Below are 25,429 nucleotides of genomic sequence, written 5' to 3'. Positions count from 1 at the left end.
AACGTCGTTTAAAAGCTATTTAAACCAATTTTTAAAAAAATTTGATTTTAAAGGATAAATCATAAATTTGTTATTCGCATAAAAAAAAGCAAATTATAAACACACACATTAATTAACATTTCAAAAACTAAAAAAACAAAAATGGCAAACGCACCAAAACCTACCACGGCTAAAAAAGAGAACTCAAAAGGCTCAGGGATTTTCGCAGGATTAGCAATTATTATATGTATTGCAATTGGATGGCTCTTATTCTTATATGTGATGGGAGACGGTTCTAACTTTGAGGGCGGAGATAATGCAAATCACCCACTACCGGGCAACTATTTCGGGATGGTATATAAAGGAGGTTACATTGTACCTTTCTTAATGTCTATGTTCTTAATGGTTGTCGTTTTTTCAATCGAACGCTTTTTCGTTATCAGCAAAGCTGCAGGTAACGGAAATGTAGATGCTTTTGTTAGAAAAGTACAAAGCAACTTAGCTACCAACAACGTTGACGCTGCTATTGCTGAGTGCGACAAACAAAAAGGTTCTGTTGCAGCGGTAATTAAATCGGGCTTATTAAAATACAAAGAAGTAGAGCTTGAAACCGCTATGGATACAGAGCAAAAATGCTTGGCTATCCAAAAAGATATTGAAGAAGCTACTGCGTTAGAAATGCCAATGTTAGAGCAAAACTTAACCATCATTGCAACCCTAGTTTCTGTAGGTACATTAGGCGGTTTGTTAGGTACTGTAACCGGTATGATTAAAGCTTTCGCCGGTTTGGCAACTGCCGGTGCACCAGACCAAGCACAATTGGCAAACGGTATCTCTGAGGCTTTGATTAACACTGCAACTGGTATCTCTACCTCTTTATTTGCGGTACTTTCTTATAACTTCTTTACTTCTAAAATTGATAGCTTAACCTACTCAATTGACGAAGCTGGTTTTTCAATTGTACAAACTTACGCCGCTACTCACAGATAGTAGAGGCCAATAAGCGGGGGCTTTTTACAGCCTTAAATCAATTGACAAACAATTAAATAAAAGAAGATGCCAAAAGTAAAAATCAAAAGAAAAAGCACGGTTACGGATATGACCGCGATGTGCGACGTAGCATTCTTGCTGCTCACTTTCTTTATCTTAACGGCAACTGCAAGGCAACCGGAAGCGCTAGAGGTGGATATCCCATCATCTACCGTAACCTTCAAATTGCCAGATACCGATATATCTACCCTAACTGTAGGGCAAGGAAAAGTATTTTTTGGAGTTGTTGGGCAAGATGTTAGAGTTAATACTTTAGAGCGCATGGGCGAGCAATACAACATGACTTTTACAGACGAAGAGAAAAAACGCTTCGCCGTAATTGAGAATTTTGGCGTGCCTATGGCTAGTTTGAAAGAATTTATTGCCATGAAACAATCAGACAGATTGAAGTTGCAACAACCTGGAATCCCTTGCGATTCTGGCGCCAACAACGAATTAAAGCAATGGATTTTGCAAGCACGCTACGCAACTAAGGAATTGCACAACGTGGACTTAAGATTCTCCATTAAAGGAGATTCAAAAGAGGAATATCCGATGGTAAGAAAAGTAATCGATATTCTTCAGGACCAAAAAATTAACAAATTCAGCTTAATTACTTCGTTAGAAGGGACTAACTAACATTAAGAACAGAGCAACATGGCAGAATTAGATACCTCCGGCGGGGGTAATAAGAAAGGCGGGAAAGTAAGAAGTAAGAAACAATCAACCCGGGTGGATTTAACCGCCATGGTGGATTTGGCCTTCTTACTAATTACCTTCTTTATGCTTACCACTACCCTGGCCAAACCGCAGGCGATGGACATGTTTATGCCAGATAAGGACAAGCAGAATCCTGAAGAGACATTAGACGTGAAAGCCTCCAGAACAATGACGGTTTTATTAGGAGACGACAACAAAATTGTATGGTATATGGGTGTTATTGGAGACAATGCGCCTACGGTAGATAATTTCGGGAAAAAAGGCATCCGCCAATCACTAATTGATAACAACAAAAAGGTGGTGGCAACTACCGGAAACCCCGAAAAAGGTTTAATGGTGATTATTAAACCTAGCGACCAATCTAACTATAAAAACTTCGTTGATATATTAGACGAAATTAAAATAGCAGGTGTACCATCTTACGGTATCAACAACAAAATTGAACCGGCAGAATTAACCTTGATGAAAGAGCAAGGCGTTTTCAAATAAAATATCATGAAAACAAAAACGTTTTAATTTTACACCTAAAAAAATAACAATCATGTCTAAACTGGACATCTTAAAAAGAGATTGGATTGATATCGTTTTTGCGGGTAGAAACAAAGAATACGGCGCTTACCAGCTACGTAAAGACAATGTTAAAACCACCAATAAAGCTATTATCATCGGGTGCTCGCTATTTGCTTTAGCGATTGCCTCGCCAATCATCGTAAAATATCTCCAAGGAGGAGAATCGGAGGATACAGATAAAAAGGAGAAGCTAACCGAAGTAGTGTTGGCCACACCTCCGCCTGTGGACGAAAAAGCGCCACCTCCGCCACCGCCGGTAGAACCACCACCACCAAAAGTGGATCAAGTGCGTTTCCCGCCGCCGGTAGTAAAACCCGACGACCAAGTGGTAGAGGAAGAACCGCCTACCGTTAAAGAATTGGAAAAAGCAGATCCGGGACAAAAAACCATCAAAGGGGATCCTAATGCAGAAATTGTAATTAATACCCCCGTTGGTGAAGGCCCAATTAACCAGGAGAAAACAGAAGATACCAACCAGATTTTTACAACGGTAGAGGTGTTACCAAGTTTCCCTGGCGGGCTAGATCAATTTGGGAAGTTTTTACAGAAGAACCTAAAATATCCGCCAATGGCAAGCGAAGCTGGAATACAGGGGCGTGTTTTCTGTAGCTTTGTAGTAGAAAAAGACGGCTCTCTAACCGATATTAAAGTAGTTAGAGGAATTGGAGGAGGTTGTGATGAAGAAGCTATAAGGGTGTTAAAAAAATCCCCAAAATGGAATCCGGGCGTACAAAACGGAAGAAATGTACGTGTTTCATACACCATCCCAATTTTATTCCAATTGAGCCAGTAGTAATAAATGGTTTACCAAAAATTTTCAGAAAGACAACGGAAATCGCCCGCAAGGCGATTTCTCGTTGTATTAGGCCTCGTGATGTTCGCCCTTTATTTTTTTATAGGTGCGGCCATCATTTTTTGGGATAAATTTCCGCTGATGTACGGCGTGGCAAAAGGATGGAAAATAGCTTTTGGCCTCCTTTTAATTGTTTATTCTTTTTTTAGATTTGTGAGGCTCATCAACCAAAAACGAGATGAATAAAAAAAGTTGTTTCACTTTTTTTTCTGTTTTAAGCCTTATTGCCAGCATCCTGTTTTCTTGCACACAGCAAAAAAGCTCATCGTCCGAGCAAATTACAGTTGGCGAAAGCAAGCTATTGGCGGATGAATCCTTATACCCTATTGTGGATGACGAGTACCAGATTTTTGCCGAAAATTACAAAAGGGCCCAAATCAACATCAGCTATAAGCCCGAGCAAGACATTATCAACAGTTTGCTAACAGACAGCATCGATATCGCAATTTTAGGGCGCGAGTTAAATCCTAAGGAAGCCCAACATTTTGAGGATAAGAAAATCATCGTCAGGAGTACCAAATTTGCCATTGACGGCATCGCTTTGGTCACGGGAAAAAGCAACCAAGACACGTTAATTACGGTAGAAGAAATTAAGCAGGCCTTTGAAGGCAAAGGCAATCAAGAGCAAGTTTTTGTTTTTGACAATGCGAAATCCAGCACGGTTTCATACTTAATGGAACTTACAAACGTTAAAGTATTTCCAAAGAATGTTTATGCTTTAAAAACTAACAAAGAAGTTATCCGCTACGTTAATGAGCATCCTAACAGTATAGGGATAGTGAGCGTAGCCTGGATGAAAAGACCAACGCCAGATATTGCTGCCGAGGTTGAAAACTTGAAGTTTATGAGCGTAAAAACAGAGAAAGGAACTTTTGAAAAACCATCGCAAACCAGCTTAAAACTTAAAACTTACCCGTTGACAAGAGATTTATATTTAATAAATTGCCAAGGTAAGGCAGGCTTAGGCACCGGATTTGCCTCTTTCCTGGCCAGCGAACTAGGGCAAAGGATCATTCTAAAATCGGGTTTAGCGCCAGATTCTTTGCCGAGCAGAAAAATTAACATCAGACATTAATATATTTTTATTTGCATATGAACATAGTTAAGAAGATAGCATTAGGGACAATGAGCGTTTTGTTTGTTGCTTCCGCCACTCAAGCGCAAAGTCTTGAGGATGCACGAAAAGCGGTAAACGCAGAACAGTACCAAAAAGCGAAATCTTTATTCGCTACGTTAACACAAAACCAACCTACGCCAGAAAACTATTTTTATTATGGCGATTTGTACCTGAAACTGGATATGCCAGATTCGGCGAAAGCGGTTTTTCAAAAAGGCATTGCTGCAGATGATAAAGGAAAATACAAACTAAACCTTATTGGTTTGGGTACGGTAGATTTGTTTAACAAAAATGCCAGCGCAGCGCAGGCAAACTTTAATAAAGCAACAGATGACATGCGTAAGAAAGATTACGCCGAGTACTTATACATTGGTAAAGCTTATACTTATGAGCCATCTCGCGATTTAACCAAAGCATTTGAGTGGTTTGATAAAGCCAAAGAAAACGGCGAAAAAGATCCGGAACTGCACATTGCCATGGGCGATGCTTACAAAGCACAAAACAAAAACAGTGAAGCCGTTGCAGAATACCAACGCGCAATGAATTTAAAAGACAATTTGTTGAACGTAGAGGTAAACATTGGTGAAATTTGGACGCAGGCTTTCAATTTTGAGTTGGCAGAATCTACTTTAAAAGGCGTAATTGCAAAAGACCCAAATTACGGCCCAGCATACCGTGCTTTAGCAGAAAACTACTACCGTTGGACTTCTGCTGCGCCGAACAGAAAAGAGGAGTTTTTAACAAAAGCTAAAGAGAACTACTCAAAATACTTGGATTTAACAGACCGTTCTGTTGACTCGAGATACCGTTACCTTATTTTCTTGCTGAACGCCGGTGATTACGCAGGTTTAGAGAAAGCGGCCACTGAATTTATCAGCTCACCAGGTTATAGCAAAGAATATATTCTAGCTAAAAGATTCAAAGGTTACGCGGCCATTGAAGATAACAACAACCAACAAGGTATCGAGACTTTGAACAACTTTATAGCAGAAGTTGATGCAAAACGTTTAATTGCTGATGATTATGTTTATTTAGGCAAGGCTTATCAGGCTGAAAAGCAAGATTCTTTAGCCATTTTAAATTATATCAAAGGTTACGAATTGGATACCACTAATACAGAGGTTTTAGGAAATATCGCAAAAACGTATTTTACCTCTAAACAATACGATAAAGCGGCTGATTACTACGGAAAGCTATCTAAATTGCCAAATGCTTCTTTTGTTGATTGGTTTTATTTAGGTTATTCTAACTATTTCCACTACGCTAATTTGGTAAATAAAGGCTCTAAAGATACGGCCGAGATTAAGCAAACTTTATTAGCAGCAGACAGCGCGTTTACTTACGTTGCCGAGAAAGCAAATAACGCAGATGCTTACTTGTATTTAGCCCGCGTGGAGTATTACCTTGATCCGGTAAACGAAAACGATAAGGTAAAAGCAGCTTTTGATAAATTTGTAGAGATTACTTTGGCCAAAGAAACTTTGACCGATGCCAATAAGAAAAACCTTTCAGAAGCTTATTCTTCTTTAGGTGCCTATTATATTAAAAGCGATAGAGCAAAAGCAAAAGAATATTTTGACAAAGCCTTGGCTTTAACGCCAGATAATCAGCAGATAAAAGACGCTTTAGCAGCCTTGAAAGCAGGGAAGTAATTTTCTGGTAAACTGCATTGAAGCCTCAAATCCGAATTTCGGATTTGAGGCTTTTTTATTTTGCGTCCTCGAGTTTTTTTGGGGATAAACAGCACAATATTGGCAAGGTATTGGCATAACCTTAGGCAAACAATTAAAATTTAAAAAATTATGGAAAGCAAAACAAAATCTAAAATAGCTTTGGGCCTAATTCTAGGAGTTGCGGCCGGTGCTGCGGTTTATTATTTTATGACCAACGAAGACGGTAAGCAACAGCTTAGCAACGTTATTGACGCTGTTAAAGACTTTAGTGATAAAGCTAAAAATGCCGCGGTTGAGCAAGGAAGCAAATTGGCAGATAAAGCTTCAAAATTAGCGTCAGAATACAGTTCTAAAGCCCAAGATGCTACTTCCAGTTTAGCACAAGAAGCCAGGAAAAATGTAGAGCAGGTAGGTTAAACCACCTGCTTTATTTTTTTCCGATCAGGTTTAAAACCACTAAAGAGCTGTGTGCCATGCCCAGGGTATGGCCGGGCGTAACTTTAACCAAACGGCCGATATATAAATCTAAAATACCTTGCAACACCTTACGGCGGTTTTCGCGATAATCATCTGTTGCGTTAAATTTGTACACGTGAAGTTTGCCATACTGGTCCACCACGGCAGAAATAGTGTAAGCAAAATCTTTATAGGCCGGTGCAATGTTCACCGTGTATTCAGGATATAAATAATCATAAGAAGCGCTTCGGTTCTCTAATTTATCCACCGTTGATACTTTTTCTATTTTAACCAAATCACTTTTTGTCTCAAACACCACCGGGTTCCTGGCGGCAAAAAACAAGCTGCTGTCCATTATCGCGGCGTTGGCCTCGGCAATTCGCTGTTTCACAAAAGCCGAATCCTGTTGGTTTGGCCTACGCAGTTGCTCCAAAGTTTTACCGGTCTTTTTCAAATAATCTTCGGAGTAAAAGTGCATAAACACCTCAGAGCGCACATCTTTTGCAATCTTTTTGGCATTCACCTCCAACCTTTGTAACAGCAGGCTGTCTTTGCTAATTTCTTTTACCCTAAACCATTCGCGCGCAAAATTGTAAACGCCATCATGACTAAAAATCAACTCAAAATCCAGCATTTTGTTTAGCATGGGGCTGTATGCTTGTACCGTAGTGTCTGATAAAAAGCGTATAGCCCACTCTGGCGTTTGCTGAAATCCCAATTCGTTAAAAGCCAGGCCTGATGCAAAAGTTCGCCTTACCTCATAAAACTTAATTCCTTTGATGGGTTCAAAACGGAATTTCCGCTCGGTGGGGTCGTTATTTGGGTTTGATCTTTGGCAAGAACCAGATAAAACTGCAAGTGCCAGAAAGGGTAAAAGGTAATAGCGCATCATAAATCTCGCTAAAATAGCATACAAACAGCCAAAAACAATATTTACCTTTACGGCAGATGCAAGGATTGGTCACAAAATCTACCGGGAGCTGGTACAGCGTTGAAACAGAAGACGGTAAAAAATACGATTGCCGGATAAAAGGAAAACTGCGGATGAAGGGCTTGGTAAGCACCAACCCGGTGGCGGTAGGCGATTTTGTGGATTTTGATTTAGAAGCCGATTTACAGACCGGCGTTATTTCGCGCGTGCATGACCGTAAAAACTACATCATCCGTAAATCCATTAACCTCTCTAAACAAGTACAAATTATTGCGGCCAATTTAGATTTGGCCTGCTTGGTGGTTACCTTGGCTTCGCCCCGCACCTCTTTAGGTTTTATCGATCGTTTTTTGGTTACTGCCGAGGCTTATGACGTACCGGCCTTGCTCATTTTTAACAAGTTGGATTTGTTTAGTGAAGAAGGCTTGGAGGTTTTGCAAATTTATACTGATTTGTACGAAAGCCTAGGCTATCCTTGCTACAGCGTTTCGGCTACCGAAGGTACAAACGTTGACGCTTTAAAAGCCGTGTTAAAAGATAAAACTTCTCTTTTCTCCGGCCATTCGGGTGTGGGTAAATCCAGTCTGATTAATCAGTTAATTCCGGGAGTTGAGTTGCGTACAGGAGAAATATCCGACTGGAGCAATACCGGAAAGCATACCACTACCTTTGCCGAACTTTTCGATTTACCATTCGGCGGGAAGCTGATTGATACACCGGGCATCAGAGAATTAGGTATTACGGATATTGAAAAGCAGGAGTTAAGCCATTTTTTCCCGGAGATGCGCGCGCTAATGCACAACTGCAAATTTAACAACTGCGTTCACATTAATGAACCGGGCTGCGCCGTGTTAAAAGCTTTAGAAGCCGGCGAAATTGAACCCAGCCGTTACGATAGCTACCAGAGCATTTACTTTGGAAACGAAACTAGGCATTGATAAATTTTTATAACTAGCGCCGGTTTGCAACCGGTGCTTTAATTGTTTTTTGAAAAATTAACAATACCAACCATCTACCATTGAGCAAAACTTTGGTCTATCATAAGGAGGCAGTGGTTACAAACCAGCGCCGGCCATAAAAACCAATCGTACATCTTTTTTTCATTTCTAATTCCCCCAATTCCCGCCTTTACCCCATCCCGCGAAAGCGGCATTAAAAAATCCACGTGATTTCCACAAGGCTTAATCAAGCAAAAATTGGTAAATTGCGCCCCAAATAATTTGAAATAAAGGATTAAAACATGTTTGATAATCTTCAAGATAAGCTCGAAGGGGCGTTTAAAGTTTTAAAAGGACAGGGAAGCATCACCGAGATTAACGTGGCAGAAACCATGAAAGAGATACGCAAAGCTCTTTTAGATGCCGACGTTAACTATAAAACAGCCAAAGCTTTTACAGATGAGGTGAAGCAGAAAGCTTTAGGCCAGCACGTACTAACTGCCGTATCGCCAGGGCAGTTGCTCACCAAAATCATGAACGACGAGCTGACCGCATTAATGGGCGGCAATGTTGATGAGCTGAATGTTAAAGCAAACCCAACCGTCATTTTAATTGCTGGCTTAAACGGTGCCGGTAAAACTACTTTTAGCGGTAAGCTGGCCTTGCACCTCAAATCGCACAAACATAAAAAGCCTCTTTTGGTGGCCGGCGACGTTTACCGCCCCGCGGCCATCGACCAGTTAGAGGTTTTGGCAGGGCAGGTTGGCGCTGATGTTTATACCAACCGCGAATCAACCGATCCGGTAAAAATTGCATTAGAAGGTATTGCGCACGGCAAGCAGAACGGCAACAACGTAATTATTATTGACACCGCCGGCCGTTTAACTTTAGACGACGCCCTGATGAACGAGATTGCCGAGGTTAAACAGGCTACACAACCGCAAGAAGTGCTTTTTGTGGTAGATGCCATGACCGGGCAGGATGCCGTAAACACGGCAAAGGCGTTTAACGACCGTTTGGATTTTACCGGCGTGGTGCTTACTAAACTAGATGGTGATACCCGTGGCGGTGCGGCGCTGTCTATCAAATCGGTGGTGAACAAGCCGATTAAGTTTGTGGGTACGGGCGAAAAAATGGACGCTTTAGACGTTTTCCACCCCGACCGTATGGCTTCCCGTATTTTGGGCATGGGCGACGTGATCTCTTTAGTGGAGCGTGCACAGCAACAGTTTGACGAGAAAGAAGCGGCGGCGCTACAGAAGAAAATCCGTAAAAACAAGTTTGATTTTAACGATTTCTTGGGTCAAATCCAGCAGATCAAAAAAATGGGTAACATCAAAGATTTGATGGGGATGATCCCGGGTGTTGGCAAAATGATGAAAAACGTGGATATTGATGATGATGCTTTTAAAGGTATCGAATCCATCATCCGTTCTATGACGCCGCACGAGCGCGAGAATCCCGAAATTATCAACCAAAGCCGCAGAGGGCGTATCGCAAAAGGCAGCGGAAACGATATTGCTGAAGTTAACAAGCTGATTAAACAGTTTGAAGATATGCGCAAGATGATGAAGCAATTCTCGGATCCGTCGGCTATGGCAAAAATGCAAAAAATGATGAAAGGCATGCCGGGCGGTGGCTTAAGATAAGCCGGCGGTTTTTGGCGGCATAGTGTTTGTATTTATGAGGCTTTAACAGCGAAAGCTGATGGTTTAACTAAAATATACAAACATGGGAGGCTTACTTTATATCATCGCCGTTGTATTAATCATTGGCTGGATTTTCGGATTTTTCGTTTATTCTGTCGGCGCACTGATACACATTTTGCTGGTAATTGCGGTTATCGCAGTTTTACTGGCAGTAATTAGAGGAGCAGCTTAAACAGCTGCTTTTTTTATTTACGCTAGGGAAGGTAAACGTACATTTAAACGAATATCATAAGCACTTGAATATGCCTAAGAAGGCGAAAGTTGATTCACGAGAGAACCTCCCGTGAGTTTAAACTTCTGGAAGTTTCGCCTAGCATATTTCTATATTGGCGCTAAAATCTATCCCGAAAAAATGTACTTATCCTTGTTTACCTAAAATTCACAACGTTTACTTCTTGTCTAAAGCTATCTATCTTTTCTTCCCTTTCGCTATCGCCCGGTAAACCACGTCTTGTATTCTGGGCCTAATATTTAACGTGGAAAGCTTGTTAGTTACTTTAGGATATACGCGATTGGATAAGAAAATATAAACCAGATTTTCCGCCGGATCTACCCAAACCGCCGTGCCGGTATAGCCCGTGTGGCCGTAACTTTGCGGAGAAGCCAATTTTGAAGGGTAGCCATAGCTCGACTCGGCATTGTAACCATCAAACCCTAAACCTCTGCGGCTAACTGCCGAATGTTTTCGCGTAAACAGCGCTACGGTTGCAGGTTCAAAATATTTAGTGCCACCATAAGTGCCCTTGTTTAGCAACATCTGGTACAAAATGGCCAAATCTGAAGCCTTAGAAAACAAACCCGCGTGCCCTGCAACCCCTCCGGCCATAGCCGCGCCTTGGTCGTGCACGTAGCCCCAAACCAAAGTATTGCGGAAATAACTGTCGAGCTCGGTAGGCACAATGTTGGCCTTGGGGAAACGGAAGCGCGGGTTAAAACCGGTGGTATACATGCCCAAGGGCTTATAAAATTGCTCCGAAACATATTTTTCTGTCGGCTCTTTGGTAACAGTTTCCAAAATTTCTTTTAAAAAGTACATGCTCAAATCGCTGTAAACGTAGCGTCCGCGTGTTTTTAAGGGGCTTTGCAACATCTGCGGCCACATTACATCATGGTAATAGCTTTTTTTGATGTAATAATTGTCGGCCACCTTTAAGTTGTAGGTTTCGGATGAATCCCGACTGTAATCTTCTGGTTTCAAGGAGGCATAAAAAGGGATATACGGAATAAACCCTGCCTGGTGCAAGAGCAACTCCTTTACGGTGATGCTTTTTTTGCTGCTATTGCGGGTCTGTGGCAAAAAGGTGCTTATGGCGGTGTCTAAATTTAGCTGTCCTTGCTCGTACAAACGCATGGCGGCTATAGTAGTAGCCGATGTTTTGGTAACGGACGCTAAATCAAAAATATCGTTCACCTGGTCTAAGGGCGCATCGCTATCGTAGGTGTGTTTGCCATAGGCACGGTTAAATATCACTTGTCCGTCTTTAGCCACTAAAACCACAAGTCCGGGCGTAGCTTTTTGACTGATGGCTTCCGCCGCGATGGCATCAATGGGTGCTAAATCTTCAATGTTGATGCCTAGCTCTTCCGGCACGCTGTAGCCCAACCTTATTTTCTCTGTTTTGCTGCCGTCGCCGGCTTGATATTTTGGCGAGAAGCTGTTTGCCAATACAGCGTCTGTTTTTACGCCACCATAAATTAATTGTGCTACAAAACTGGCGCTTTCTAAAGTAGTAGCTGCTGAATATATAATAGGCGATTGCATATCATCTAACTTAGTAAGCTGGCTACCCGAGCCGAACAAAGCAACAATCAGTTCATTTTTGCGGTCCAGCTCTTTCATTAAGGCCAAAACATCATCGCTTAAAGGAGCGGTATCCGCTATGCTGATAATGACGGTATTATAAAACTTTAAATCTTCCAGCAACTGGTTCAATTGTGTTTGAGTGGCATCTGGGGTATATTTAAAAAAAGCAACGTGCTGATATTTGTTTAGCATACTGTCTAAAACGGCGTGGTAGGCAAAACCGAAATCCACCAAAGCAAGTTTCTTCTGCTCAAGTTTGCGTAGCGGTATTTCGTGCTGTTGATTGTTAAGTACTACGGTTTGTTCTTGAGCCTGCTTAAAACTGTTCAGCCAGCTTTCGCTTTCGGCATGATCTTGTCCGCAGGATATAAAACTAATATTGAATAGTAGGATGTTGAGGAGCAAAAACTTTCTAATCATGTTCATAATTTCGGGAAGCACTATATAAAAAACCGATACTGCTACGCTTTATTGCGCTGAGGTGCATTCAAAAAACTGGAAAACCTGTGCTGGCGCGCTAAAATAACAAAGCATTACCAAATATTTCCGCCAATCTGCACCCGATTTGAAACCTAAGATTTAAGAAATAAGACACCCTTTGCCAGCTTGGCCGGTTGTTGGTAGAAACTAATAAAAAAGTGCCTCAGCTTTAATTGCCCTTGCATAAATGATGCCTCAAAAATTTCCTTATTTTTGCGCAACATGCCAGATATAATTAAACTTTTACCAGATTCTGTAGCCAACCAAATTGCGGCCGGAGAGGTGGTACAAAGACCTGCCTCTGCGGTTAAGGAGATGTTGGAGAACGCTATTGATGCCGGTGCTGACAAAATTCAGCTGATTGTTAAAGATGCGGGCAAAGCCTTAATCCAGGTGACGGACAACGGCTGTGGCATGAGTGCTACCGACGCGCGAATGTGTTTTGAAAGGCACGCCACCTCTAAAATTAAAAAAGCCGAAGATTTATTTGCCATCCGCACCATGGGTTTCCGCGGCGAGGCGATGGCTTCTATCGCTGCCATTGCGCAGGTAGAACTAAAAACCCGCAAGCATGATGAGGAATTGGGCACCTGCCTAAACATTGAAGCATCTACCGTGGTATCGCAAGAGCCATGCGCTACGCCTGCCGGTACATCGCTTTGCGTAAAAAATCTGTTTTACAATATCCCCGCAAGACGCAATTTTTTAAAAAGCAACCCGGTGGAGATGCGCCATATTATAGACGAGTTTCAGCGTGTTGCTTTAGCGCACCCCAATATATTTTTTACGCTGCACCACGATGGGCAAGAGGTTTATCACCTGCCGGCTACCCAGCTGAAACAGCGCATTGTGCATTTGCTAGGCAATAATTATAACGAGCGTTTGGTGCCTTTGGATGAAGACACCAGCATTATCCAAGTGCGCGGTTTTATTGGCAAGCCTTCTTTTGCCAAACGCACCCGTGGCGAGCAGTTTTTCTTTGTGAACAACCGTTTTATCAAAGACGGCTACCTTAACCACGCCGTTACCATCGCTTATGAACAGCTGCTGCCTGATGACTGCTTTCCGCTGTATGTGCTTTTTATAGATATTGACCCGGCGAAGATCGATATCAACGTGCATCCCACAAAAACGGAAATTAAATACCAGGACGAGAAAGCCATTTACGCCATTATCCGCTCGGCGGTAAAGCGTTCTTTAGGTAAATACAACATCGCGCCAAGCTTAGATTTTAACCGCGAAACCGCTTTTGATGCTATGCTAAGCCATAGCGCGCCGGAAGAAATTCACCCGCCAGCGGTAGATTTTAACCCCAACTTTAACCCCTTCCACAGCGAGAAAAAAACATCGCGCGAAATTCCGTTTTTACGGGATGTTGCCGAGCGCAAGAGCATCCCAAACAATTGGGAAACGCTTTACGAGATTACGCAAAAGCCTTCTTTTGAGCAACAGAGTTTTGATTTGCAGCACCAGCATACCCTGGGCGCCACAGATGAAAAGGTAGAAACCATCAGTAGCAGGCAAGTTTTTCAGCTGCACCAGCGCTATATCATTACGCAAATTAAATCGGGTTTGCTGATGGTGGACCAACAGGCGGCGCACGAACGTATTTTGTACGAGCGCTTTTTGCAGCAGTTGGATGAAAATAAAGGATCTAGCCAACAAAGTTTATTTCCGCAAACGGTTACTTTAAACACCACCGATTTTGCTTTGGCTACCGAGCTTCTGCCATATTTTCAGGCATTGGGTTTTGTAATCCGCGAGTTTGGTAAAAATACTTTGGTAATTGAAGGCGTGCCCGCAGATTTGCCCGAAAACAACGATTTACCGGCCATGCTGGAAGAACTGATAGAAGGTTTTAAAAACAACCACACCGTTTTAAAGCTGGATAAACGCGAAAATTTGGCGCGCACCTTGGCAAAAAACGCCGCCATAAAAGCTGGCACAACATTAGAGACCGAGGAAATGAATAATTTAATAGATCAGTTGTTTGCCTGCGCCATGCCAAATGCCAGTTTAAGCGGTAAACAAACCCTAATTAAGCTTACGCTAGACGAGCTTCTGGAGCGGTTTGCTAAGCATTAAAACTTTTGAATGAGAGAAATTAGACCTTTAGGAAACACGCTTTTTCCGCCGGTAGTCAAAAACCTGTTGATCATCAACGGGATTATGTTTTTTGCAACCTACGTGTTTCAAAGCAGTTTTGGTTTAGATTTAACCGAGCACTTGGCCTTATACTACATCAGCTCAGATAAATTTAGGATTTGGCAATTGGTTACACACCTGTTTATGCACGCCAATATCGGCCATATTTTTTCTAATATGTTTGCTTTGTGGATGTTTGGGGCAGTTTTAGAGAACTTCATGGGCTCTAAAAAATTCCTGAATTATTACTTGCTTACCGGCATTGGCGCATCCATTTTATTTTTGGGCGTGCAAGCTTTAGAAATTACGCCTCTGCAAAAAAGCGCCGAAATTTATGCCGCCAATCCTACCGTTAGCAACTACCAAAACTTTGTGCGCGATGAAATTCCGGAAAGTATACAGCCCGATTTTAACCGCATTGCCACCTATTGGAGCAGCCACCCCGAAAGTAGCGAGGCCAAAGAGGCATCTGTAAACATCGTTAACAGCTATTTAAGCGCAAAACTGAACACGCCAATTGTGGGCGCTTCTGGCGCGGTGTTCGGAATTTTGCTGGCCTTTGGTATGCTTTTCCCAAATACCTTAATTTACATTTACTTCTTTTTGCCTATGAAAGCGAAGTACTTAGTAATTTTGTACGGCCTTTTTGAGTTATATAGTGGCATGGCAAATAATCCGGCAGATAATGTTGCCCACTTTGCCCACCTTGGCGGGATGCTGGTTGGCTTCATCCTCATTAAGTTGTGGAACATTCGCCGGCCCGATGTTTTTTATTAAGCGCGCAAAAACATGAACACCATAGATGAACTGAAGATGAAGATTTTTGCAAGTGGCACCAAAGTCAACTTGCTTATTGCCATTAACGTGGCGGTATTTTTAGTTTTCGGTTTGTTAAACGTGGGCGAATACCTTATTACGCGCCAGAACCACGTCGATTTATTTATCCGCGAGTACCTGGCGGTGCCAACTTACCTGCCCAAGCTTTTAACGCGCTTTTGGACGCCTTTTACCTACATGTTTTTACATGCCGGTTTCTTCCATATTTTGTTTAACATGCTGTGGCTGTACTGGATGGGGCGCATTTTTGAAGATTTTTTAAACAGCAAAAAGCTGGTTTTTGTGTACATCGCCGGCGGTTTGGCAGGGGCTTTTTTTTACATCGCCAGCTTCAACTTGTTTCCGGCTTTCGCCGATGTCCGTTTAACGTCTGCTGCTGTTGGTGCATCGGCATCTGTAACGGCTATTTTGGTGGCCTGCGCAACGTTGGTCCCAAATTATAGCATCCACCTTTTGTTTTTAGGCGCTATCCGCTTAAAATGGATTGCCCTAATTTATGTAGTGATAGATTTATTAAGCATTACCGGAAGCAATGCCGGTGGTTATTTATCACATTTGGGCGGCGCCATTTTTGGCTTCGTATTTATTAAAGCTTTGCAAAACGGCAACGATTGGAGCAAGCCTTTTACCCAACGCCCTACAAGAAAGAGCAAACTTAAGGTGGTTTCTAAAAGCCACGTTCAAAATTTTAAAGTAAAAAATACCGAAACACCTAACCAAGCCACAATAGATGCTATCTTAGATAAAATATCCACAAGCGGTTACGATAATTTAACAGCAAAAGAGAAAGAAACATTATTTAAGGCCAGCACACAGCATGAAGAGAAAGAAAAATAGTTGGTGGCACAACTTCCTTCTGTTTTTAAATAGTTTAGCAATTATCGCGTTAATATTAAGTTATTGCGCTACGGCGGTGGACCCGCTAAAGGTTTGGTATTTCACGCTTTTTGGCCTGGCCTATCCCTTCATTCTACTGGCAAACATTCTTTTTGTGCTTTGCTGGATTATGTATCGGCGCGCCTACTTTTTATTGTCGCTTGCGCTGATTATTGCAGGTTATAAACCCCTTACGCGGACTTTTGGCTTTCGTTTAGCTTCCCAAACCGACAATAGTACAGATAGCAGCAGCTTAAAGCTGATGACCTATAACGTGCATAATTTCCGTAGCGAGGAAAACCAGCTGGATAGCGCTTTAGCCAAAGATATGATGGCTTTATTGCGTAAAGAATCGCCGGATATTTTGGGGATGCAAGAGTTTTTCTTCCGTCGCCGAGGTAAATTTGCTTTTAAAGATTCTATTTACCGCGCGCTAAACTTTAACTCGTATTATTTCTGCAAAGCAGATTCTAATGATTACGAAGCCAACGGCATCGTACTTTTTAGCAAATATCCCATTAGCCGCAGCGGCGAAATTAAATTCGAAAACGGCGAAAACGGTAATAAAGGCATCTGGGCCGACTTACTTTACCGCGGACAAAGCATCCGCGTGTATGTAGTCCATTTGGCCTCTATATCTTTCCAGCCAGAAGATTATTCTTTTGTAAACGAAGTAAAAAACAATCCGCAGCCCAGCAAACAAGATGTTCGGGCTTCTAAACGCATTGTACGCAAATTAAAGATTGCTTTTGAGCGCCGCAGCAGCGAGATTAAACTGTTAAAAGCGCACATGGCCAGTTGCAAAACGCCCTACCTTATTTTAGGCGATTTTAACGATACGCCGGCTTCTTTTGCCTTGGCCCAGATGAGCGACGGTATGCACAACGCTTTTCAAAAGAAGGGCAGCGGGCTAGGCAAAACTTACAACGGCGAGTTTCCTAATTTCCAGATAGATTATGTGCTGGCCTCGCCCTCTTTTGAAGTAGAAAGCTATCGCATCATCAAAAAAAACCTATCGGACCATTATCCGGTGAGGGTGAACCTGGTCTTATCACGTTAAATTTATCATCGCGCCAAGCGCAGCACGTATAAAATTCCTAATTTGCAGCCATGTCTTCAACATTATCTATATACAATACGTTAAGTCGTAAAAAAGAAGAATTTAAAGCCATAAATACCCCTTTTGTGGGGATGTATGTTTGCGGGCCTACCGTTTACAGCGATGTGCATTTAGGCAATTGCCGCACGTTCATCTCTTTTGATATTATTTACCGCTACCTTACTTTTTTAGGTTATAAAGTACGCTACGTGCGCAATATTACCGATGCCGGGCATTTGGAAAGCGACGGAGACGTGGGTGAAGATAAAATCTCCAAAAAAGCCAAACTAGCGCAGGTAGAACCTATGGAAATTGTACAGCAGTACAGCGTAGATTTCCATAAGGTGATGGATATTTTTAACGTTTTACCGCCAAGCATTGAGCCTACCGCCACGGGCCATATTATTGAACAGATAGAACTGGTGAAGGCTATTTTAGCAACCGGCTTGGCTTATGAAGTAAATGGAACCATCTATTTTGATGTAGAAAAATACAGCAAAAGTGAAAATTACGGCGCTTTAAGCAACCGCAAACTAGAAGATTTATTGGCCAACACGCGCGATTTGGGCGGGCAGGACGAAAAACGCGGTCCTTTGGATTTTGCATTGTGGATTAAAGCTAAACCCGAGCATTTGATGCAGTGGCCTTCGCCTTGGGGCAATGGCTTTCCGGGATGGCACTTAGAGTGCTCGGCTATGAGTAACAAATACTTGGGCAGTCAATTTGATATCCACGGAGGTGGAATGGATTTAGCACCTACCCACCATACCAATGAAATTGCACAAAACGTGGCGGCCTGTGGCTGTCAGCCGGCCAATTATTGGATACATACCAATATGCTGACGGTAAACGGCCAAAAAATGTCTAAATCTCTAGGTAACAGTTTTTTACCGCGCGAGCTTTTTAGTGGCGACCATCCTTTGTTGCATAAAGGGTACAGCCCAATGGTGGTGCGCTTTTTTATGTTGCAGGCACATTATCGCAGTACTTTAGATTTTTCTAACGATGCGCTGGATGCCAGCGAAAAAGGCTACAAACGTTTGATGTACGCCTTATCCTTATTGCCTAAACTTAAAACTTCGGCCAGCTCTGATGTAGACGTGGAGGCCATGGCGCAAAAGTTTAAAGCGGCTATGGACGACGATTTTAACTCGCCTATTTTAATTGCCGAACTGTTTGACGCGGCGCGCATCATCAACTCGGTGCACGACGGTAAAATGAACATCAGCGAAAGCGATTTAGAAAAAATGACTGCCTTGTTAAACACTTTTGTGCACGATGTTTTAGGTTTAAAAGCAGATGTAGAAAGCAATAATGATTTGGAGCCGGTGATGGATTTTATTCTGCAACTGAGAACCGAAGCTAAAGCCAATAAAGACTACGCCACTTCTGATAAAATACGCATTGGCTTAACCGAAATTGGTTTTGAGGTAAAAGACGGCAAAGACGGCAGTACTTGGAGTAAAAAATAAGGCGATGGCAGATTTAGTAAGCGATTTTAACAGCTACCGCGATAAAATGAACGCGCGCATCTCGGAAACAGCCAATACCAACCTCAAAAGGTTTTTGGCTTTAGATGCTACATCTTATGCAGAAGGTGCCTTGCCGGTAAAAACCAAAGAAATGTTGGGGCTGGTGGCTTCTATGGTTTTGCGTTGCGATGATTGCATCCGTTACCATTTGGGCAAATGCTTTGATGCGGGACTAAACAGCGACGAGCTGAATGAGGTTTTTATGATCGCTAATTTAGTAGGCGGTTCTATTGTAATTCCGCATTACCGTCGCGCTATTGAATATTGGGATTTATTACAAAAACAAAGCGATGAGCGAGCTTAAACGTTGCCATTGGTGCGGTACAGACGAACTTTACATCAAATACCATGATGAGGAGTGGGGAAAAGAAGTGCATGATGATAAGGTGCTTTTTGAGTTTTTGATCTTAGAATCGGCGCAAGCGGGCTTAAGCTGGATTACCATTTTACGCAAAAGAGAAAATTACCGCAGGCTGTTTGCCGATTTTGACGCGCAAACGGTGGCTAATTTTACCGAGGCCGATGTGGAACGCATTTTACAAGACCCCGGAATTATCCGCAACCGCTTAAAAGTTTTGGCGGCCGTAAACAATGCTAAGCTATTTTTAGCGGTACAAAAAGAGTTTGGCTCTTTTGACAGCTACCTGTACTCGTTTATGCCTGATGGCAAGCCCATTGTAAATAATTTTACAGACAGCCAACAGGTGCCGGCCACCAGCAAAATATCTGACGCCATTGCCAAAGACATGAAAAAACGAGGCTTCAAATTTTTTGGCTCAACCATTTGTTATGCACACATGCAAGCCACCGGAATGGTAAATGACCATGTTTTGGATTGCAGTTTTAGATTGCGCTAAGAGAAAACAAGCTTAATGAAAATATTGTTTGCCATACAAGGCACAGGGAACGGACATATCAGCAGAGCGAGAGAAATTGTGCCCTTATTGGAACAATACGGAACGGTAGATTTACTCATCAGCGGTTCGCAGGCAGACGTGAGTTTAACGCAGGAAATTAAGTACCGTTTTCACGGTTTCAGCTATGTTTTTGGGAAAAAGGGTGGCATCGATTTTTGGAAGACCTTTAAAAGCATGGATTTGCCGCGCTTCTTTCGCGATATGCGATCTGTACCCTTCAAAACTTACGACATCATTATCAACGATTTTGAACCTATTACTGCCTGGGCCTGCAAACGCTACAAACTGCACAGCGTATCTTTAAGTCACCAAGCCTCGTTTTTATCAAAAAATACCCCTCGCCCCAAAAAAAGAGGTTTATTGGCCGAGCTGATTTTAAAATATTATGCGCCTACCACGCAACAGATAGGTTTCCACTTTAAAAGTTACGACAGTTTTATCCGCACGCCGGTGATCCGTAATGAGATACGCCGTTTGCAACCGCAAAACAAAGGGCATTATACCGTTTATTTGCCCGCTGTGGATGATAAGCTGATTGTACAATACCTGCACCAACTGCCAGATGTGCAGTGGGAGGTGTTTAGCAAACACCAGCGCACGCCTTACCGCTTTAAAAACGTTAAGGTGCAGTATATTGATAATGAGGGTTTCAACCAAAGTTTAGCCAACAGCGCCGGCTTATTTACCGGTGGCGGATTTGAAGGTCCTGCCGAAGCACTTTTCCTGAAAAAAAAGGTGATTATGATGCCTATGAAAGACCAGTTTGAGCAAGCCTGCAACGCCGCGGCAGCCGAAGAGCTGGGCATTCCGATCATCCACCAAATTAATGATGATTTGGTGCCAACCTTGCGCAACTGGGTAGATAGTGATGAAAAAGTGAACATCCACTTTCCAGACGAAACTGCCGAGGTTGTGGACAGCCTCATTAAAAACTTCGGCACAAAAAAAAACTGACCCGCCGATAACATCCACAAATAAAAGCAATATGTGTATAATTGTGCTTTTGTAAACAAACCACATGGTACAGCAGTTTAGAAGCTTAAATTTTATTAACCTGTTTTATCTGTTCCTTTTGCTGTTGTTGCTTAGGGTAGGCTTGTTGGCAACTATGCCCGAAGCCGTTAACTCGGGCTTTCGCGAGTTTTTTTCCAGGCTGTTGCTCAATTTTGATTTAGACAGCTACCTCTCCCCTTTCGCAAACCTGTTGGTTGCTTTTTTGGCGGTGTACACACAGGCACTTTGGTTTAACCAAGTTATTAACAAACACGCCATTTTAGGCAAAGCCACTTTTTTGCCCGCAGCGTCATATATTATCGTTAGCAGTGTTTTTACGCCTTTTTTGTCTTTTACCCCGCCTTTGCTGTGCAATTTTATGCTGCTGTATATTTTTGACCGCATTTTATCAGAATATAAAAACAGCAGCTCTGTTGCCGCAATGTTTGATTTGGGTTTTTTAGTTTCTTTAGGTACGCTTTTTTACTTCCCCTTTGTTGGCTTTTTGGTGCTTTTGTGGATTGCCTTATTGCTGTTTAAGCCTTTTTACTGGCGCGAGTGGCTGAGCGTGCTTGTAGGCTACCTAACTCTCGTATTTATTTTAGGCGTTTATTATTATTGGAACAACCGATTGTTGGATTTTATTGAGATTTGGGAGCCCTTATCATCTAAAATGCCTATTTACATCAATATCCAAGTGATGGATTATGTGGTGCTTTTTCCCATCGTCATATGCGTTTTACTAAGCTTGTACTACCTTAACATCAACTTTTTTAAAAGCTACGTTTTGGTGCGCAAATCTTTTCAGCTGGCCATTTTCATCATGCTGATTGCCGTTTTTACCTACTATATTAAATCGGTCTTCCGCATTAACCACTTTATTTTATGCGCCGTGCCGGTGGCCCTGTCTTTAGCTTATTATTTTTTGCACGCCAAAAAGAAGTGGGTTTACGAAACACTTTTTTTAACCGTAATTGCAGTAATTATTTACTTCCAATTTGTGTAAGTGCTTTAACTAAATTTAACAGAATTAAGCACGCCAAACTGCTAATTTTTAATATTTTTGTAAGCCTTAGGCTCTTTTACCGCCTTTGTTTAACCAGCAAATATAATGAGAGTTGGCGTTTTAGTTTTCTCGGGTGCCAATTGCCAGCATACCATCCAATTATTGGCTAAGCCTGCGTTTTTACCCTATTTTAATTTAGCGGATGCCTAATTTAGTTGTTGATATAGGTAATTCTGCGGCTAAGCTTGCCGTTTTTAAGGGGCAAAATATCCTGTATAGCTCGGCACAGCCCGATTTAGACACCGAAAATTTATTGCAGTTAATTAAAAAGCACGAGGTAAAAAATTTGATTTTGTCTTCCGTGCGGGGATTGCCGGGCATAAATGAGGAGATTTTAGCGACGAATGTAAACTACGTACGCTTTAATGCTAAAAGCCCGGTGCCGGTGCAAAATTTATACGAAACTCCACATACATTGGGGCAGGATAGATTAGCAGCTGTTGTAGGCGCCAAAGCCTTGTTTCCGCAAGAAGCGTGTTTTGTGATAGATGCAGGAACCTGTATTACTTACGATGCGATAGACGAAAAAGGCATTTACCGTGGCGGCAGTATCTCGCCCGGGATCCGTATGCGTTTTGAGGCCATGAACCAGTTTACCGCCAAGCTGCCATTAGTTGATTTTGACCCCAATTTTTCGGCGTCCTTTGGTGCAAATAGTGAAGATGCCCTGCGCTCTGGCGTAAACAATGGCGCATATTACGAGGCTGAGGGCTTTGCCCAGCGCTTTTTAAATACACATCCCGAAGGAAAAATTATACTTTGCGGTGGCGATGCAGCGTTTTTTGATACAAAATTTAAAAACAGCATATTTGCCCACTTGATTTTACACGAACCAAACTTGGTTTTAATAGGTTTAAACTCGGTTGTTAACTATCAGAATGATCATATCTAAAAAAAATTTATTAGCGTTTGCCATCAGTTTGTTTACTGCATACGGTGCGCTGGCGCAGTCTACCATCAATTCGCCCTACTCTAAATTTGGTGTGGGCAATTTAAGCGGAAGCTATTTGCCACAAAACCGTGCTTTGGGCAATTTGGGTTACGGCATTAGCACAGTGGGTGGCTACAACAACATCAATATCGCCAATCCGGCATCTTACGCCAACATGCGCCTAACCGTGTTTGATATCGGCGCAAGTACACACTCGCAAACTTTAAAAAAAGGCTCAAAATCTGAGAGTAACTTTAACGCTTCTCTAAACCATTTAGCTATTGGCATTCCGGTTTCTAAAAAATCGGCTTTAAGCTTTGGTTTATTGCCCTACAGTAATTTTGGATATAGTTATGATGATGTTTCCTCTAGCGTAGATACTTTTAAAATTGAACATACCTACTCTGGCGAAGGTGGCATTAACCGGGCTTATATCGGTTACGGCTTTGGCTTAGGTAAGCACTTTACTTTTGGCGCAAACATGAGCTATTTGTTTGGCAATTTAAAAGAGATTAGAACTACCGAATTTAACCAGTACATAGGTTTCTTGAATTCAAAAACAGCCGATAATAATTCTGTTGGCGGCTTAGTGTTTGATTTTGGTGCACAATATACGGCCGCTTTAGGGAAAAAAGCTAAAATAACCATCGGCTATACAGGTAACGCTAAAACAGATTTGCACACCACTTATTCCCAGCTTTCTACCCGCTATATGGAATCCAGCGGATCTGAATACCGCGCAGATACTACCCGATTTATTAATGAGGTAAAAGGGAATTTGGTATTGCCGGCCAGCCACAACTTTGGCTTTAGTATAGAAAAGTATAACAAATGGTTAGTAGGCGCCGATTTACGCTTGGCCAACTGGAGCGATTTTGCCCGCTCGGGCAGTGCCAGCCAACTGAACGACACATGGGGCTTTTCTGTAGGCGGCCAAATTACGCCTAATGTAAACGCTGTCACCAACTATTTTAAACTGATTGATTACCGCTTAGGCTTCAGTTACGATAAAACTTATGTTAAAATTGCCGGCCAAGATATTGACGTGAAATCTGTAAACTTAGGATTTGGCTTCCCGCTGATCTCTGGCCGTAATGCCTTTTACAAAATTAACTTCAGCACAGAAATTGGTACCCGTGGTACGTTGGAGCAAAACCTGGTGAAAGAAAACTTCATCAACTTCCACTTAGGCTTTACCATTAACGACCGCTGGTTTCAGAAGTATAAATACGACTAAGCATTATTATGCGTAAAATGTCTCTTTTCCTTTTTTTAGCTTTAGCTTTTGTTGCTTGCGAAAACGACTTGAGCAAGGTGAAAGCTATTGAGCTGCAAGAAAAAGAGGATGTGGAAATTACCAAGGAAGCTAAAATCATTTATAGCGACTCGGCACATGTAAAGGCGGTATTAACTACACCCATCCTTTACAACCATAAATCAAGCAATCCGTATTACGAAATGCCAAAGGGCATTAAAGTGGTGTTTTACGATGCCAATTTAGTGCAAACCAGTACGGTTACTTCGGATTATGCCATCCGCAGAGAAAACCAAAAAACAGTTGAGCTTAAAAAAAACGTGGTAGCTACCAATGCCGAGGGAAAAACTTTCAAATCTGAAGAGTTGATTTGGGACGAAAATTTAAAACGTTTTTACTCTAATCAGCTTGTAACTATTAATACCGGTACCAATTTAATAACCGGGCCTGGCTTTTGGTCCAACGAAGATTTTACCTATTACGAGATTAAACAAGGCTCGGGAACCTTCAACTTCAAAGACGATTTTACACAACAATAAGCCTTGGCTTAAAAATCGACTTCACCTTTAAAGCTTTGGTTTGCTGGCCCTTCTAGAAATATATTGCTAAAGCGTTCGCCATCGTAATCAAAAACAATTTTAAGATCGCCGCCCAATACTTTTATTGGTGTTACGTTATGACCTTGCGCGTTATTCACATAAGCATTTGCCAAAGCAACCGCTGTTGCCCCGGTTCCGCAGGCAAAAGTTTCATCTTCTACGCCTCGCTCAAAGGTGCGTACAAATAAGTGGTTCAGCTTAGGTTCGGCAAAATTGACATTGATGCCCTCCTTTTGGTAAGTGCTGTTGTTGCGGATGGCGCGGCCTTCTGCAAAAACATCTTTATCGGCTACTTGCTCCGTAAATTTGACATAATGTGGGGATCCGGTGTTCAACACAAAATCTTTCCCGTCTTTCTCAATCTCGTTCACATCAATCATTTGCAGGCTAACCCAATCTCCGGCAGGATTTACGCTGGCGTAATGCGGCCCATCTACGGCAATAAAATTAGTGCTGTCGCCTATCACACCTAAAAACTTGGCAAAAGCTACAATGCAACGCCCGCCGTTACCGCACATGCTGCTCGGCTTTCCATCGGCATTGTAATATACCATGCGGAAATCGTATCCGTTTGCTGGCTCCAAAAACATGATTCCATCTGCACCTATACCAAAACGGCGGTCGCACAGCTTTGCCAATTTGTCGGCATCGGCATGCGAAAATTGCAGTTTGCGGTTATCTACCAATATAAAATCGTTGCCCGCACCCTGGTATTTGTAAAACGGAAGTTTAGTTTTTGTAGCCATGTGGCAAAAGTGGAAAAAATAGCTGGCCAAAGCAATATTTAGCAATAGCAGTTACATTATTTTGATTTTAACGCGAAAAGACTTGTTTTGAGTAGCTTAGATTTAACAATTTTTAACAAGATGCAACGCAACAAGCACTTGCAAATTGCGTCTTAATGGTACTATTTTTGAACA

Annotated in this window: 25 protein-coding genes; 22 read left to right on the top strand and 3 right to left on the bottom strand. The window is 42.2% G+C overall.

Translation table 11 applies throughout. The features are described 5' to 3' along the window. The first annotated feature begins 141 nt into the window (after positions 1–141). The 7 genes from BCY91_RS01185 to BCY91_RS01150 all read left to right on the top strand — a co-directional run bounded on the left by BCY91_RS01185 (position 142) and on the right by BCY91_RS01150 (position 6,358). Entirely contained in the window at positions 142–969 is an 828-nt protein-coding gene (locus BCY91_RS01185) for a MotA/TolQ/ExbB proton channel family protein (protein WP_120180179.1), read from the top strand. 66 nt (positions 970–1,035) lie between these two features. Beyond that, a complete protein-coding gene (locus tag BCY91_RS01180) occupies positions 1,036–1,647 on the top strand; it encodes an ExbD/TolR family protein (protein ID WP_120180178.1) in 612 nt (203 codons plus the stop codon). Between the two features lie 18 nt (positions 1,648–1,665). Continuing rightward, positions 1,666–2,217 (top strand): ExbD/TolR family protein, encoded by a 552-nt coding sequence (locus BCY91_RS01175; protein ID WP_120180177.1) that lies wholly within the window; start codon positions 1,666–1,668, stop codon positions 2,215–2,217. A gap of 52 nt (positions 2,218–2,269) precedes the next feature. Then, a complete protein-coding gene (locus BCY91_RS01170) occupies positions 2,270–3,091 on the top strand; it encodes an energy transducer TonB (RefSeq protein WP_120180176.1) in 822 nt (273 codons plus the stop codon). A gap of 238 nt (positions 3,092–3,329) precedes the next feature. Continuing rightward, on the top strand, positions 3,330–4,226 hold the full coding sequence (locus tag BCY91_RS01160) for a PstS family phosphate ABC transporter substrate-binding protein (protein ID WP_120180174.1): 897 nt from the start codon (positions 3,330–3,332) through the stop codon (positions 4,224–4,226). Positions 4,227–4,243: 17 nt separating this feature from the next. Next, positions 4,244–5,920 carry a tetratricopeptide repeat protein gene (locus BCY91_RS01155; RefSeq protein WP_245988969.1) on the top strand — a complete coding sequence of 559 codons (1,677 nt, stop codon included), beginning with the start codon at positions 4,244–4,246 and terminating at the stop codon, positions 5,918–5,920. Between the two features lie 150 nt (positions 5,921–6,070). After that, positions 6,071–6,358, top strand: coding sequence for a YtxH domain-containing protein (locus BCY91_RS01150; protein ID WP_120180172.1), 288 nt, complete (start codon positions 6,071–6,073; stop codon positions 6,356–6,358). Positions 6,359–6,368: 10 nt separating this feature from the next. Here the strand turns inward: BCY91_RS01150 and BCY91_RS01145 are convergent, their stop codons facing one another. Further along, the gene (locus BCY91_RS01145) at positions 6,369–7,289 is read right to left on the bottom strand and encodes a hypothetical protein (protein WP_120180171.1); all 921 of its coding nucleotides are present in this window, start codon (positions 7,287–7,289) and stop codon (positions 6,369–6,371) included. A 56-nt stretch (positions 7,290–7,345) separates the two neighbouring features. On the opposite strand from BCY91_RS01145, the gene rsgA reads away from it, so the two are divergent. From rsgA to BCY91_RS01125, 3 genes are all read left to right on the top strand, one after another. Then, positions 7,346–8,266, top strand: a complete 921-nt coding sequence (gene rsgA / locus BCY91_RS01140; protein ID WP_120180170.1) for a ribosome small subunit-dependent GTPase A — start codon at positions 7,346–7,348, stop codon at positions 8,264–8,266. Positions 8,267–8,568: 302 nt separating this feature from the next. After that, complete coding sequence (ffh, locus tag BCY91_RS01130; RefSeq protein WP_120180168.1) at positions 8,569–9,915, top strand: signal recognition particle protein; 1,347 nt, start codon at positions 8,569–8,571, stop codon at positions 9,913–9,915. An 82-nt stretch (positions 9,916–9,997) separates the two neighbouring features. Then, a complete protein-coding gene (locus tag BCY91_RS01125) occupies positions 9,998–10,147 on the top strand; it encodes a lmo0937 family membrane protein (protein ID WP_120180167.1) in 150 nt (49 codons plus the stop codon). A gap of 237 nt (positions 10,148–10,384) precedes the next feature. Here the strand turns inward: BCY91_RS01125 and BCY91_RS01120 are convergent, their stop codons facing one another. After that, entirely contained in the window at positions 10,385–12,199 is a 1,815-nt protein-coding gene (locus BCY91_RS01120) for a serine hydrolase domain-containing protein (protein ID WP_120180385.1), read from the bottom strand. Between the two features lie 282 nt (positions 12,200–12,481). Here BCY91_RS01120 and mutL point away from each other — a divergent pair, with 282 nt between their 5' ends. From mutL to lptC, 12 genes are all read left to right on the top strand, one after another. Next, positions 12,482–14,344, top strand: a complete 1,863-nt coding sequence (gene mutL, locus BCY91_RS01115; RefSeq protein ID WP_120180166.1) for a DNA mismatch repair endonuclease MutL — start codon at positions 12,482–12,484, stop codon at positions 14,342–14,344. A gap of 9 nt (positions 14,345–14,353) precedes the next feature. After that, positions 14,354–15,181 carry a rhomboid family intramembrane serine protease gene (locus BCY91_RS01110; RefSeq protein WP_120180165.1) on the top strand — a complete coding sequence of 276 codons (828 nt, stop codon included), beginning with the start codon at positions 14,354–14,356 and terminating at the stop codon, positions 15,179–15,181. Between the two features lie 12 nt (positions 15,182–15,193). Beyond that, on the top strand, positions 15,194–16,078 hold the full coding sequence (locus BCY91_RS01105; RefSeq protein WP_120180164.1) for a rhomboid family protein: 885 nt from the start codon (positions 15,194–15,196) through the stop codon (positions 16,076–16,078). Continuing rightward, complete coding sequence (locus tag BCY91_RS01100; RefSeq protein ID WP_120180163.1) at positions 16,059–17,177, top strand: endonuclease/exonuclease/phosphatase family protein; 1,119 nt, start codon at positions 16,059–16,061, stop codon at positions 17,175–17,177. Before BCY91_RS01105 ends, BCY91_RS01100 begins: the two co-directional genes overlap by 20 nt. Before the next feature lie 50 nt (positions 17,178–17,227). Next, the gene (cysS, locus tag BCY91_RS01095) at positions 17,228–18,688 is read left to right on the top strand and encodes a cysteine--tRNA ligase (RefSeq protein ID WP_120180162.1); all 1,461 of its coding nucleotides are present in this window, start codon (positions 17,228–17,230) and stop codon (positions 18,686–18,688) included. 4 nt (positions 18,689–18,692) lie between these two features. Beyond that, positions 18,693–19,052, top strand: a complete 360-nt coding sequence (locus BCY91_RS01090; protein WP_120180161.1) for a carboxymuconolactone decarboxylase family protein — start codon at positions 18,693–18,695, stop codon at positions 19,050–19,052. Next, a complete protein-coding gene (locus BCY91_RS01085; RefSeq protein WP_120180160.1) occupies positions 19,039–19,605 on the top strand; it encodes a DNA-3-methyladenine glycosylase I in 567 nt (188 codons plus the stop codon). Before BCY91_RS01090 ends, BCY91_RS01085 begins: the two co-directional genes overlap by 14 nt. Positions 19,606–19,620: 15 nt before the next feature. Continuing rightward, complete coding sequence (locus tag BCY91_RS01080; protein ID WP_120180159.1) at positions 19,621–20,619, top strand: glycosyltransferase family protein; 999 nt, start codon at positions 19,621–19,623, stop codon at positions 20,617–20,619. Positions 20,620–20,683: 64 nt separating this feature from the next. Further along, positions 20,684–21,664: a DUF6427 family protein gene (locus BCY91_RS01075; protein ID WP_120180158.1), complete on the top strand. Its 981-nt coding sequence runs from the start codon at positions 20,684–20,686 to the stop codon at positions 21,662–21,664. 202 nt (positions 21,665–21,866) lie between these two features. Beyond that, positions 21,867–22,616, top strand: coding sequence for a type III pantothenate kinase (locus tag BCY91_RS01070; protein WP_120180157.1), 750 nt, complete (start codon positions 21,867–21,869; stop codon positions 22,614–22,616). Further along, the gene (locus tag BCY91_RS01065) at positions 22,603–23,892 is read left to right on the top strand and encodes a porin family protein (RefSeq protein ID WP_120180156.1); all 1,290 of its coding nucleotides are present in this window, start codon (positions 22,603–22,605) and stop codon (positions 23,890–23,892) included. Before BCY91_RS01070 ends, BCY91_RS01065 begins: the two co-directional genes overlap by 14 nt. 17 nt (positions 23,893–23,909) lie before the next feature. Then, a complete protein-coding gene (gene lptC / locus BCY91_RS01060) occupies positions 23,910–24,449 on the top strand; it encodes an LPS export ABC transporter periplasmic protein LptC (protein ID WP_245988968.1) in 540 nt (179 codons plus the stop codon). A gap of 8 nt (positions 24,450–24,457) precedes the next feature. Here the strand turns inward: lptC and dapF are convergent, their stop codons facing one another. Beyond that, positions 24,458–25,255, bottom strand: coding sequence for a diaminopimelate epimerase (gene dapF, locus BCY91_RS01055; RefSeq protein WP_120180154.1), 798 nt, complete (start codon positions 25,253–25,255; stop codon positions 24,458–24,460). Positions 25,256–25,429: the final 174 nt, after the last annotated feature.

Origin of the sequence: Pelobium manganitolerans (assembly GCF_003609575.1) — a bacterium.
GTDB classification, from domain to species: Bacteria; Bacteroidota; Bacteroidia; order Sphingobacteriales; family Sphingobacteriaceae; genus Pseudopedobacter; species Pseudopedobacter manganitolerans.
This window is presented reverse-complemented; position numbering and strand designations above follow the sequence as displayed.